The following is a 12,488-nucleotide window of genomic DNA, read 5'->3' as shown; positions in this document are numbered from 1 at the left end:
GGCTGGATCGAAGCAAAGCGGAAGGCCGCCTCGACGGAAGGCCGCCTCGACGACAGAAGTCGAGGCGGCCTTCCGCCTTGTCAGCAGACAGGAAAGGATGAGACCGGTCTGGGCGAAGCAGCCGTTGATGAGATCGGGCCGGTACTGGACCTGTCTCAGTCCGCGTCGGATCACCTGGATCAGGTGGTCGAGCCCTGCGGCGGCGCCAAGCAGCTCACACTCTTCGCGCTGGGTTCCGTACGTCAGAGGTCGCTTCTCCACCGATCACGGTGGGCGTGAGTCCGCGGGTGACTGCCCGGCCGGGTGATCTTTCGGTGGTCTGGGTATCAAGCCGGGGGTGATCGGCGAGCGAGGGGGGCGGACTTCGAATGAGGCCAGCGGACGAGCAGGGCCTTGAGGACGGGGCAGGCTGGCTGACGAAGGCCGAAGTCCGCGAGATCTGGCCGCAGATCAGGCCGAGCAGCATCAGGGCCGTGGCGCGGGCCAACAGCGTCCGTACCTCGGCTGCGCCCTCCCCGGACCTGACCCGCGAGCCGACCTACCACGCGGCCGACATACGTCACGTGGCCGCGCGCATCGCCAGGGGTGAGGCCGAGGTCGCGCCCTGGCAGCGCGCCGACTCCGACTCTGCACGCGACGACGCCACACCCGGCCCACCGGTCCGGCAGCCCGTCAGCTGGGGGCCCGAGAACGTGCCGGGGCTGATCCTGCTGGCTATCGTCGTGGTGCTGATCCTCTGGGGCCTGACCTCTCCCGACAACCACGGCACGGTAACGGACTTCGTGCGCTGAGGGCGCTCACTAGCGGTCGTTCTATCGATCTTGGTGACCGCGAGTTCGAGTCTTCCGGGTCGGTCGGGCGACCTCTCACCACGGCCGAAGTCGAGGCCCGGGTGGCCAAGACGTCGACGACGGGGCACGCAAAGACGGCTGCTCAGGCCGCACACCTCGCTGCGGAGACCGCCCTGCGCACTGCGCAACGCGGAAGGTGAAACACTGCGCCGCCGGTGAGGAAGAAGCCGAGGCGGAGGGCCGCAGGGAGGCAGCCGTCCTCGCGGCGGAAGCCGCCGGTATGGAGAAGGAAGCGGCGGAAAGGGCGAGTACGGCTGCGGAGCAACCTGCCGCTGCCGAAGCGGAGGGCACGCGAGACGAAGGCGCCGGAGCCGAGAGCGCCGACGCCGTACGCCGTGCCGCGCAGGCCCGGGAGGAAGCGGTGCGCGCGGAGCTCGCAGGCCGAGGCCCCCGCGAGCACGCCTCTCGATGCGTGAGTCTCAACTGCCGTTCTGTGTACAGAGATACACCTTTTGCTGTGAATTATCGTGGTATTTTCGATGGGTTATACGCCCATTCAGTGCAGCCGATCAAAGAGGGAACTCATGATCCACGCATCTCAGGAAGTCCGGACGGCGTCAACGGTTCGGCGACGCCTGGCGGTAACAGCGGCAGGTCTCGCCGGGATCCTGGCCGCAGGGCTGGTCACCGCGGCACCGGCGAGCGCCGCGGTGAAGTCCACGTGTGGCAAGTACATCTGTGTGGCAACTGCCTACCAGGGCACCCGCTACGTCCAGGACATCACCGTCTGGACCAGGGACGGATTTCCGGGAACGCTGCGGGCTTTCGCGGGCAGCTACAGGAATCAGAAGCCGAACGACGACCTCCACCGGTTCGTAGTCAACCTCGAACTCGGGAAGCCGGGGACCGGGCGTCTGGCCGTCTGCGGCGGATTGGACCGCAGTGGCAGGGTCATCGAGAACCATTGCGTTCTGATCCCCTGACCTGGCAGCCTTTTTGTGTACGCCGATAAGAGGCTGTTGCCCTGTCGATCCGCTGCCTCACCGGCATGGGGGCGGGACCGCCCGCGCGTCAGCGGGAGAGGGCTCAGCCGCAGGCGCTCTTGGTGAGAGAACTGAAGCGGTTGTTCCACTGGGGGTAGCGCCCCTCCAGGTTGGACGGTTCGTGGGTGAAGACCGACCAGCAGCTTCCGCCGTAGTTGTATCCGTCGTACAGAGCGAACGCGTCATTGGTGCGGTTCCAGTACGACGAGGTCCGGTTGTCCATCGACTGGCCCCGCAGGTCGGGCGAGCCGGTACGGAACCAGGCGATGGTGCCGGTCCCGTTGGCCCCGTCGAAAATGCAGAAGGACCCCGCGGGGCAGCGGTCATAGCCTGCCGCCGGGGCTGCCTCCGCCGCTTGGGCCGAAGTCGTCGCCAGTGTCAGGACGAGGGCGGCGGCAGAGCCAAGCGTCGCGAAGAGCTTGCGCATGCGTTTCCTCCGAAGGTTCAGCGCTGGTTCAGCGAAGAGGGTGGTTCAGCAAAGAGTGGGTCTGCGGGCGACGACGGCGTTACGGCTTGCAGCCCACCCCGCCCGCGTACTTGGAGCTGCTGATGAACCAGGTCGGCCCCAAGTAGTACCGGGAATGGGCGGCGACGCACTGGAAGCTCTGGCTCGCGCCCAGCGCCCACGTCTCGATCAGGTGGTTGAAGTTTCCGCAGTTGATCCACACGGCTTGCCCGCCGAGGTTGTCGTTGTACCCGCAGATCTCGGCGGGTGCCGCTGCCGCGCGCGGGGACGCCTGAGCCTGGCCCGGCAGCATCAGCGGGCCCGCGAGTGCGAGCCCCAGTACGGCCGCGGTGGTCGAGAGTTTCCGGAACATCGCTGTTCCTCCCATGAGTTCGACGTCGAGCTGACCCTCGGCAAATTAGCCAGACTGCGTTGTCCGGCATCGGAAGCAAGGCACGGAACAAACGGATGAGAAACAATCACGGGAGAGAAGGCGCAGGCGGAGAGGGGCGACGGTGCCACGCAGCGAACGGCCGTTGGAGGACGGGAACAGCCCGGAGCTGAGGTGGGCGGCGGCCCTGCGACGGCTGCGGCAGAAGGCGGGCAGCCCCACCTACCGGGTGCTGTCGCAGCGCTCCCACTACTCCGTCACCACGCTGTCCAACGCCGCGGCGGGCCGCGGTCTGCCCTCGCTCCCTGTCGCCCTCGCCTACGTCCGCGCCTGCGACGGCGACGTGGAGGAGTGGGAGCGGCTGTGGCACAGCACCGCCGCCGAACTCGCCGCGGGCGCCGCTCCGGTGGAGAGTGACCGCGCCGACGGCAGCGCCTCCCGCGCGCCGTACCCGGGACTCGCCGCGTTCCAACCCGAGGACAGCGAGCGGTTCTTCGGCCGTGAGCAGGTGACGAGCTCCCTGGTCGGCAGCCTGTCGAGGCGACGGTTCGTGGCGGTCTTCGGAGCTTCGGGTTCGGGCAAGTCCTCCCTGCTGAGAGCCGGGCTGTTGCCCCGGCTGCACGCGGAGGCGGAGGCGGAGCAGGGGGCCGTCGTGCTCCTCACTCCGGGGCCGCACCCTCTCGAAGAGTGCGCGGTCGCGCTGGCGGGGCAGCTCGGGACCACCGCCGGGACACTGCACGCCGAGCTGACGGACGATCCGGCGAACCTGCACCGGCTCGTACGGCAGCTGCTCGCCGGGCGGCCCGCCACGGCCGAGGCGGTCCTCGTCGTCGATCAGTTCGAGGAGGTCTTCACCCTGTGCCGGAGCGAGAAGGAGCGGCACTCCTTCATCACCGCGCTCTGCACTGCGACACAGACCCCCAACAGCCGGTGCCGCGTCGTACTCGGCGTACGCGCCGACTTCTACGCGCACTGCACGCACTACGCGGAACTGGTCGCCGCACTGGCCGACAGCCAGATCACCCTCGGCCCCATGACCGGGGAGCAGCTGCGCCAGGCCATCGTCCAGCCCGCCGTGCGCGCGGGGCTGAGCGTCGAGGGCCCCCTCATGGCGTCGCTCATCGCCGAGTGCCACGGCAGGCCCGGAGTGCTCCCGCTGCTCTCGCACGCCCTGCTGGAGACCTGGCACCGGCGCCGGGGCAACGCGCTCACACTCGCCGGACACCAGGCCGCAGGCGGGGTGGAAGGCGCCCTCGCACGGACCGCGGAGTCCTTCTACGCCTCACTCACCCCGGGCGAGCAGCAACTGGCCCGCCAGCTGTTCCTGCGTCTGACCGCACTGGGCGAAGGCACCGAGGACACCAAGAGACGCCTGCCCCGCGACGAATTCGACCACGGCGGTGATGCCGCCGCCGTCCTGGAGCAAGCCGCCCACGCCCGGCTGCTCACCCTCGACGACCTCCATGTGGAGATCACACACGAGGCGCTGATCCGGTGCTGGCCACGGCTGCACCAGTGGCTGACCGAGGACCGCGAAAGCCTCCGCCGCCACCGCAGGCTCACCGAGGCGACACTGCTCTGGGACTCCCTGGACGAGGACCAGGACGCCCTCTACCGCGGTGCGCGCCTCGCGATGGCCAGGGAGTTCCTCGACGAACCGTCGCACCGCAGCGTTCTCAGCGCCCGCGAACGGGCCTTCCTCGACGCCAGCGCGTCGGCCGAGGAGAACAGGAAACGGCAGACCGCCCTGCACACCCGACGGCTGCGCCGGCTGGTCGCCCTGCTGACCGCCGTGACTCTCCTCGCCACCTGTGCGGCTGCGTACGCCCTGCACGTCCAGCGGGAGGTCACCCAGCAGCGCAACGACGTCCTCTCCCGCAACGTGGTGGCCGAGGCGGAGCCGCTGCGCGACACCCAACCCGCGCTGCACACCCAGCTGATGGCGGCGGCCTACCGTCTCTCGCCCACCGCGGAGGCCCGCGACGGCCTGCTCGGCGCGGCCGCCACGGCGCTCCCGGGCCGCAATCGCAACGTCTCCGCGGTCGCGTTCGACCCGGCGGGGCGGGGGCTGGCGACGGGCGGTGACACCGTACGGCTGTGGGACGTACCCGAAGCCGGTCCGCCGGTGAGGACGGGAGAGGCGACGGGCACCGGTCCGGTGGCGTCCGTGGCGTTCGCTCCGGACGGCCACACCCTGGCCGTGGGCGGTTTCGGCCACAGGGTGCAGCTGTGGGACGTGTCCGACCGTCGGCGCCCCGCTCTGGCCACCACTCTCACCGGGCACACCGGCGTGGTCTTCGCTGTCGCTTTCAGTCCCGACGGGCGGACCCTGGCCACCGGCAGCTACGACCACACCGTTCGGCTGTGGGACCTCACCACGCGCTCCCGGCCCGTGGCAAGGGCCGTACTGACCGGGCACCGCCTCAACGTCAAGGCCGTCGCATTCAGCCGCGACGGAAGGTACTTGGCGACCGGGGGCGACGACCGCACGGTACAACTGTGGGACGTGACCCGGCCTCGTACTCCTGCCAGGTTGTCGGTCCTCACCGGCCATCGCCACTTCGTCACGTCCCTGGCCTTCGCCCCCGATGGTCACACCCTGGTGTCCGGCAGCGACGATCACACCGTACGTCTCTGGGACGTCACCCGGCCCCGGAGCCCGGCCGCACTGTCCGTGCTCACCGGCCACACCGAAGTGGTGATCTCCGTGGCGCTCAGCGGGGACGGCCGGTTCCTGGCCTCGGGGGGTTACGACGGCGTCGCCCGGCTCTGGGACATCACCGACCCGCGCCGCCCCCGGGCCGCAGGAGTACTCAGCGGCCCGGGAGGCGCCCTCAACGACGTGGCGCTGTCTCCAGACGGAAGGACCCTGCTCACGGGCAGCGAGGACAGCGACGCCCGTCTCTGGCCGACCGACCCGGAGGACGCCGTCTCCCAGGTCTGCGCCCGACAACCCACCGCCCTCACCCGTGCGCAGTGGGACCGCTACTTCCCCGACGTGGACTACGGACCGCCCTGCACGGCCCCGGAATGAGGGCGGCGTCGGCGGGGCATCGGCCACACGATCCCTGAGCGTGCCGACCAGGTCCGCAACCGGCTCAGGCGCGGCAGCCGGGGCGGACGCCCGCCCGCCTTCGACAAGCAGCTCTGCAAACGGCGCAACGTCGTGGAACGCAGCTCCAACCGTCTCAGGCAACGGCGCGGCATCGCGACCCGCTACGACAACGCCGCCGAGTCCCAGCAAGCCGCCATCGCCCTGGCATCCCTACTGATGTGGGCGTGACATCTGACGACAACTCCTAGCGGCCCACAGTGCTTTCCGGCACGGCGCCGCTGTCGGTGGAGAGCACGCATTGTGCGTCCGAACGAGCGCGTCACCCCGCCGCCGCACTCTGCTTCCACCGGCGCGGTGTGCGGTGCGGGTTCAGGTCGCGGTGCGGTTGCCCTGCTGGTCGCAGGGGAAGTCGGCTGCTGTGTGGTGGGAGAGGAAGTCGCGGTCGGCCTGGCGTTCCACCTCTGTGATGGCGGTGGGTTTGACGTCGATGATGCCCCCGAAGGGCCGGTCGACGTCGCGGATGATGCACAGGGTGGTGGTGAGGAGCGTGGTGATGACGGTGAGGGTGATGAGCTGTCCGCGGTTCTTGCGGCGGGGGATGCAGGTGGCGAGGGCCATGACGGTGATGACGAGGGTCGCGAGCAGGAACCAGAAGATCGCGGTGGGGATGCTGGCGGTGGCCTGGGTGAGGCGCTCCTCGCGTTCCTCCGAGCGCTTGCTGTCGGCGGAGACCAGCATGCCGAAGACGGGTTTGCCCTCCACCTCGCGGAATACGCGGCGCAGGTCGGTGGACCAGACGCTCGGTGCCGGGGAACCGTTGCCGTCGGCCATGGCGGGCCATTCCTGGGCGCGGACGGCGCGGGCGTAGCACACGGCGTCGGCCTGGATCCTGGCCCTCTGTGCCGCGGGCGCGTATTCGGCGGTTTCGACGAGCTGGTCGACGGCCCGGGCCTCACTGCGTGCGGCGACCTCGGCCTTTCCGTACGAGCCGTTGGCCGTGACCAGCACGAAGGCCAGCAGCAGCACGGTCAGTGTCAGGAGTGGGCCGACCAGGTCCTTCACGGCCATGCCGGTGTCGTCGTCCTCGCTCAGGAGTCTGGGGCGCAGGAAGCGGTTGGCGGCCAGACCCGCCAGGAGGGCCAGCACAGCGACGACGATGACGAGAACCACGGAGGGACACCTTCACTGGATATGGGGAAACCCCGGAGCGGGGGGCCTCGTTCCTCTCCCGCGCCGCATGCGGCCCCGAACAGCAAGAACGTTCCTCTGCCTTCGAACGGGCGGACCTTTTGGTCCGGTCGGCCCTACCGCCACCAGCACGGGCGGGCCGCCTGACCAGAGAGAACGGGGTCGGCCAGGGAATCCTGGACCTGCCTCTCCATCGAACCCCCAGAGCACCTCCCGTCACAGACACAACGGCCGCCGGGCCGGAAGCGCCCGGTGCGCAGGTCGGCGACGAAGGCCCCCGGGATAGCGGCGAAGCGGGGCGTGGCCGCGAAGGTCGGCGCGTCGAACTTCCTCCCCTCGTGCAGCAGAGATTCAGCAACGCCCAGGCAAGCCGACTCGTCGGCATTGACGTACAGAGCCGGTCTTGCGGGGGCTTCGTCATGCCTCGGTTCCGCCGTCGCCGGTGAGGTGGCGGGCGGCGGGTAAGCGGGTGGCGGGTAGCGATGCGGAGCAGCGGGTGGCGATGCGCGGGCTGCCGGGGCGGACGACCGCGACGTAGAAAGGTATTTTGACATAGGTATCTGGCGATACCTATCCTGCTGTCATGCCCCCGCACAGCGCGTCCGCACAGGACATCGACCACGTGGCCGCAGGTCTCGTGGCGTGCCTGCCCGCGCTGTCCCGCGCTCTCGACCGGCGCGTCGGCCAGGACTTCCCGCACCCCAAGCCGCCCGAGGGGCAGCTCGCGCTGCTCCGGCACGTCCAGGCCAACGAGGGCGTCACCGTCCGCGAGACGGCCAAGGCGCTGCTGATGAAGCCGAACAACGTCAGCGCACTGGTCTCGCAGCTGACCGAGCGCGGACTGCTCGAACGCCGGCAGGACCCCTCCGACAAGCGCGTCGCGCGCCTGTACGTCACCGCGACGGCCCAGCAGCGGGTCGCCGAGGCCGACCGCCTGATGTGCGCCTACGTCACCCAGGCGCTGGCGACCATGACCGACGGGGAATGGGGCGCTCTCGGCTCCGCCCTGGGCGCGCTGGAAGCCCTCACTCTCCACCTTCACCACCCCGCCGAATAACCGCGCCACCGGGCCCGCACGGGCCCGGTGGCGTGCCGCGGGGTCGGGTTCCCGCGCACTTGATCCGGTCGACCGTGTCCCGGACCGTGCGTTCCCCCTCTTGGTGGACGGCCGATGCCGTCCACGTTCTCCGCGCTCTCTGCGCTGCACGAAGGAATGGCCCTCTCATGCCCGTCGGCACCATCAATCCGCATGCCCCCACGCCTCATTCGCCGCCCGCCGGCCGCCTCGGCGGTGTCCGGGCCAATCCGTGGCTGACGCTCGCCGCCGTCGCCTTCGGCCTGTTCATGGTCGGACTTGACGGCTCGGTCGTAGCGATCGCCAACCCGGCGATCGGCGAGGACCTGGGCGCCTCAACCTCCGACCTCCAGTGGGTCACCAACTCCTATCTGCTGGCCCTGGCCGGCGCCCTGATCCTCGGCGGCAAGCTGGGTGACAGGTTCGGCCGCCGCACCTTCTACCTGGTCGGCGTCGCCGGGTTCACCGTGGCGTCCGTCGCCATCGGGCTTGCAGGTTCCATCGAGGGCGTCATCGCCTTCCGCGCCCTCCAGGGCTTCTTCGGCGCCCTGTTGATGCCCAACACGCTCGGCATGCTGCGTGCCGTCTTCCCGCCGAAGAAGTTCGGCATGGCGGTCGGCATCTGGGCCATGGTGTCCTCGGTCTCCACCGCCCTGGGGCCCATCGTCGGCGGTCTGCTCGTCGAGCACGTCAACTGGGAGTCCGTCTTCTACATCAACGCTCCCATCGGCGTCCTCGCGCTGGTCTTCAGCGCCGTGGTTCTGCCGCAGAGCAAGAACACCTCCTCCGCGAAGGAGAAGTTCGACGTCGCCGGAGTCGTCCTGCTGGCCCTCGGTCTGCTCGCCGTCGTCTTCGGCGTCGTCAAAGGCGAGACCTGGGGCTGGACTTCGGCGGGCACGCTGAGTTCGATCGCCGCCGGTGTGGTGCTCCTGCTGGTCTTCGGATACGTGGAGACCCGCGTGGCCTCCCCGCTGCTGCCCATGCGGCTGTTCCGCAACACGGCTCTGACCGTCGGCACGTTCGTCACCGCACTCAATTTCTTCGTGCTGCTCGGCGTCATCTTCTTCACCATGATCTACCTCCAGAACGTCCGCGGCTTCACTCCCGTCGAAGCGGGCGTGCGCACCCTGCCGCTCAGCCTGGCGTCGGTCGTGGCGTCCCCGCTGGGCGCGGCGCTCACCGACAGGTTCGGGCCCCGGCTGACGATGCCGCTCGGCATGGCGTTGCAGGCAGTCGCCTGTTTCACCTTGCTCGGCTGGAGCCCGGAGTCCTCGTACGCCATGATGTGGCCGCCGTTCATCGCGCTGGGCCTCGGCGTGGGCATGGTGATGGCGTCCTCGTCCGACGCCATCGTCGGGAACGCCCCGGTCAAGGACGGCGGGGTGGCAGGCGGACTCCAGGCGACCGCTTTGCAGGTCGGCGGCGCCCTGGGCACCTCTGTCCTCGTCTCGCTCATCAGCAGCCGGGTCGGCTCCACCCTGACCGGCGAGCTGACCGCCGCCGGAGTGCCGACGGCCGCGGCCGCGGAGTTGCACGAGGCGAAGGATGCTGTGGCCATGGGCATCGCCCCGGTCTCCGGTGACATGTCCGCGCAGTTCAGGGCCGCCGTCGTGGAGGGCAGCCACCAGGCGTTCATGAACGGCGTGCACACCGCCGCGCTGGTCGCCGGGGCCCTGTGCGTCGTCGGTGCCGCGGTGGCCGCGCTCACCGTACGGCGCGCTCCCGGGGCAGCGCGTCACTGAGGGCGGACGGACCCGGCGGGGCGGGGCGGCCAAAGCCCTCTGGCTGTGAGGTCGTCTCGTTGGGTTCTCCAGGCACGTCGGCGGGCGCCTGTGACTGTCGTGGCGGCAGGGTTACCTGCCGCGGTCCGGCCCGCTCCACAGCTCTGGCCGTTCGTCGGTGGTCATCGGAAGACGGCGCAGCCGTACCGGGCCGGGGGAGAAGGCGGAGGTGTTGGGGCCCGCCATGCTTCGGTCAGGAGCCAGAGGGCCGTGGCGTTCGCAGCGACGAGGAAGATCGTCTCGCCTCGGCCGGTGCCCGCGATCGGCCACAGTCCGTCGCGGGTGCCGAAGCTCAACTCCGCGAGTCCGCACAGCGACCGAGGGCCCTCGTCCGGGTCGAGGCCGTCCCAGGACACCTCGGACCAGGCGCGGACCGTGTCCCGTATGTCCTGGCTCAGATTCCAGCGTTCGGTCGCGGGTGATGCAGGTACAGGTGATCGTTGAGCTGGAGGGGAGCGTATGCGTGCACGAGGGTCTGGTAGTCCGTCGGCAGCCGGATGCCGAGTTCTGCGTGGAGCTGCTCCCAGGCGGCGGGGTCCGCGTAGCGGTTCTGGGCAGGGCCGAGCAGCTCCATGGCGGCCGCCAGGTAGTCGGTCATGGCGCTCCTCGCTGGTGTGTGCCGTCTGCGCGGCAGTAAGCCCTTCGATGGGGGACTCGATTGGGGACATTCGGTTACGGGGTGGATCATCCCAGCTCGGAGGGCTCGCCGGTCAGGCTGTCAGCCTGCGGTAGCAGATCAGGGCGGCAGCGATGCCATCGAGGCCAGGAAGTGTTCGGCCTTCCACTCGTACCTTTTCAGCGCCCGCATGTTCACCGAGTCAATCGCATAACGCGACGAGTCCGGCCCGCCGCGTGCGCCGAGATCGTCAAGGACCAGACGATGGAGCTTGCCCCACACTCGGACCTGGCTCCACTCGGGGAAGCGGTGGTGCGCGGTCGGTACGGACGGAGTGATCAAGCCAGTTGAGACGCTCTCTCAGCAACTGCGGGAGGCGTTTGTTGACGCCGGACAGGTCGCCCGCAGGGCACGCAGGGCGCGCGGGGCACGATCGGCGCAGGCCGCCCACCAGCGATCGCCCGCCAGCGACCGCCCGTCGGCGTCGGCGCACCGACTTCCTACGCCACTCCGGTGTTCCTGGGCCCCGCCCGCTCGCGGCGACCACCCGGCCCCGCGTCCTGCTGTCATTGTCTGTCGTCAGCACGGCATGGAGGGCGACGCGAGGTGATCCGGTGGGCGCAGGGGATGCAACACCCAAGAGCGACCGGGAGAAGGACGACGCCGAAGTCCTCAAACGGCTCAAGCACACGGCCTATCACGGTGAAGTCGAGACCGGGGCAGGCCGGGACGCGCTGACGGCCGAACAGGCGCACCGGGTACTCGACTTCGGGCTCCGGCTCGGTAAAGAACTCACCCTCAGCGGCTTCGACACCCAGACCGTCGAATCCTCCGTGATCGCCGCGACGACCTCCCTCGGCCTCACCCACCTGGAGGTCGACATCGCGGCACAGACCATCCATCTCCAGTACGCGCCTCAGCGCGGTGTGCCCGTGTCGATGATGCGGGTGACGCGCGGCGCGGACACCCGGAACCTGCAGCGCATGGCCTCGCTGCACCGGCTCGTCGAGCGGATCGTCGAGGGGGGCCTCGACGTACGCCGGGCAGCCGACGCGCTGCGGCGGATCCAGAGCGCGCAGCCGAGGTGGCCGTGGTGGGTGCGCGTCGCGGGCGGCGGGGTCCTGGCCGCCTCGGTCACCCTGCAGGTGGGTGGTTCGCTGTGGGCCGCACTCACGGCGTTCGGTGTGCTGGCGGCGGCGGACCGCACGGGGTGGCTGCTGACCCGCATCGACATCCCGTACTTCTTCGTGATGGCCGCTCAGGCGGCGCTGATCGTGGTCGTCGGGGTCGTCCTGCTGGACACCGGCTACCTGTTCCCGTACGGCACCGCGGTGGTGGCCGCCAACCTGGTCGTCCTGCTGCCCATCGTCCCCCTGGTCGCCCTGCCCCAGGACGCCATCACCGGTTTCTCGCTCATGGCGGCGACCCGGGCCGTGAACGTGACGCTGGCCTTCGCCGGACTCATCACAGGTGTCGCGGTGGCCGTCTCCCTGATCGAGGAGGCGGGCAGCACCCTGTGGACGGTCGACATCGACCACTCGACGCTGCCCTTCGCGCTCGGTCTGCTCGTGTCCACCATCGCCGCCGGCGGCAACTGCGTCTCGATGGGCGGCACCCGCCGCCTCCTGCCCGCAGCACTGGCCGCCGGTTTGCTGGCGGGGGCGGTGAACATGCTCATGTCGCGGCTCTTCAGCCTGGCCGCCCTGTCCGTGCTGTGTGCGGCAGCGGTCCTCGGGCTGCTCGCCGTGGTGTGCGGACCGCGACTGCGTATGCCGCCCGCGGCCTTCATCGTGCCGGGGGTGACGGGTGCGCTGCTGCCGAGCCTGCAGGTCTACCAGAGCCTCAGCCAGCTGACAGCCGGACGCCAAGGCGCCATGAACGCCGTTCTCACGGCCCTGGTCGCCACCGCGGCGATCGGGGTCGGCCTCGTACTGGGCAAGGTGCTGGGCAACAACCTCGTCTACTACACCGCGCGCCTTCTGCCCGAGAACCGCACGGGGAGCACGGGGAGCAAGAACGGCGGGACCGCCCCGGCCGGGAAGGGCCGTACGAACAGAAGGGGCGGCAGAGGCCGTACGACAGCCGGAGCACGATGAGCGGAGC

The 12,488-nt window shown here is 69.9% G+C and carries 11 protein-coding genes and 2 pseudogenes; 7 read left to right on the top strand and 6 right to left on the bottom strand.

Going from position 1 to position 12,488, the window contains the following annotated elements:
• The first annotated feature begins 368 nt into the window (after positions 1–368).
• Positions 369–791 carry a hypothetical protein gene (locus OG897_RS32625; protein ID WP_266662605.1) on the top strand — a complete coding sequence of 141 codons (423 nt, stop codon included), beginning with the start codon at positions 369–371 and terminating at the stop codon, positions 789–791.
• A 584-nt stretch (positions 792–1,375) separates the two neighbouring features.
• Entirely contained in the window at positions 1,376–1,774 is a 399-nt protein-coding gene (locus OG897_RS32620; RefSeq protein ID WP_266662604.1) for a hypothetical protein, read from the top strand.
• Between the two features lie 103 nt (positions 1,775–1,877).
• On the opposite strand, the gene OG897_RS32615 is transcribed toward OG897_RS32620, so the two are convergent.
• A complete protein-coding gene (locus OG897_RS32615) occupies positions 1,878–2,261 on the bottom strand; it encodes a peptidase inhibitor family I36 protein (RefSeq protein WP_266662602.1) in 384 nt (127 codons plus the stop codon).
• A 79-nt stretch (positions 2,262–2,340) separates the two neighbouring features.
• Positions 2,341–2,652, bottom strand: coding sequence for a hypothetical protein (locus OG897_RS32610; RefSeq protein ID WP_266662600.1), 312 nt, complete (start codon positions 2,650–2,652; stop codon positions 2,341–2,343).
• Between the two features lie 142 nt (positions 2,653–2,794).
• Here OG897_RS32610 and OG897_RS32605 point away from each other — a divergent pair, with 142 nt between their 5' ends.
• Together OG897_RS32605 and OG897_RS32600 are read left to right on the top strand one after the other, a co-directional pair.
• On the top strand, positions 2,795–5,704 hold the full coding sequence (locus tag OG897_RS32605) for a hypothetical protein (RefSeq protein ID WP_266662598.1): 2,910 nt from the start codon (positions 2,795–2,797) through the stop codon (positions 5,702–5,704).
• 6 nt (positions 5,705–5,710) lie between these two features.
• Positions 5,711–5,953: pseudogene (locus OG897_RS32600) on the top strand (IS5/IS1182 family transposase); the annotation flags it as partial.
• A 141-nt stretch (positions 5,954–6,094) separates the two neighbouring features.
• On the opposite strand, the gene OG897_RS32595 reads toward OG897_RS32600, so the two are convergent.
• Positions 6,095–6,895, bottom strand: a complete 801-nt coding sequence (locus OG897_RS32595; RefSeq protein ID WP_266662596.1) for a hypothetical protein — start codon at positions 6,893–6,895, stop codon at positions 6,095–6,097.
• 601 nt (positions 6,896–7,496) lie between these two features.
• Here OG897_RS32595 and OG897_RS32590 point away from each other — a divergent pair.
• Positions 7,497–7,970 (top strand): MarR family winged helix-turn-helix transcriptional regulator, encoded by a 474-nt coding sequence (locus OG897_RS32590; protein ID WP_266662594.1) that lies wholly within the window; start codon positions 7,497–7,499, stop codon positions 7,968–7,970.
• 167 nt (positions 7,971–8,137) lie between these two features.
• Positions 8,138–9,730: an MFS transporter gene (locus tag OG897_RS32585; RefSeq protein WP_266662592.1), complete on the top strand. Its 1,593-nt coding sequence runs from the start codon at positions 8,138–8,140 to the stop codon at positions 9,728–9,730.
• 161 nt (positions 9,731–9,891) lie between these two features.
• On the opposite strand, the gene OG897_RS32580 is transcribed toward OG897_RS32585, so the two are convergent.
• The 3 genes and pseudogenes from OG897_RS32580 to OG897_RS32570 all read right to left on the bottom strand — a co-directional run.
• Complete coding sequence (locus tag OG897_RS32580; RefSeq protein WP_266662590.1) at positions 9,892–10,125, bottom strand: hypothetical protein; 234 nt, start codon at positions 10,123–10,125, stop codon at positions 9,892–9,894.
• Positions 10,126–10,163: 38 nt separating this feature from the next.
• A complete protein-coding gene (locus OG897_RS32575) occupies positions 10,164–10,367 on the bottom strand; it encodes a hypothetical protein (protein WP_266662588.1) in 204 nt (67 codons plus the stop codon).
• Positions 10,368–10,562: 195 nt separating this feature from the next.
• Positions 10,563–10,712: pseudogene (locus OG897_RS32570) on the bottom strand (IS5/IS1182 family transposase); the annotation flags it as partial.
• Between the two features lie 287 nt (positions 10,713–10,999).
• On the opposite strand from OG897_RS32570, the gene OG897_RS32565 reads away from it, so the two are divergent.
• Entirely contained in the window at positions 11,000–12,481 is a 1,482-nt protein-coding gene (locus OG897_RS32565) for a threonine/serine exporter ThrE family protein (protein ID WP_266662586.1), read from the top strand.
• The last annotated feature ends 7 nt before the right edge of the window (positions 12,482–12,488 follow it).

The sequence above is a fragment of the Streptomyces sp. NBC_00237 genome (assembly GCF_026342435.1).
In the GTDB taxonomy this organism is placed as follows: domain Bacteria; phylum Actinomycetota; class Actinomycetes; order Streptomycetales; family Streptomycetaceae; genus Streptomyces.
Note: the sequence above shows the minus strand (reverse complement) of the source record. Positions and strands in the feature narration are given on the sequence as shown.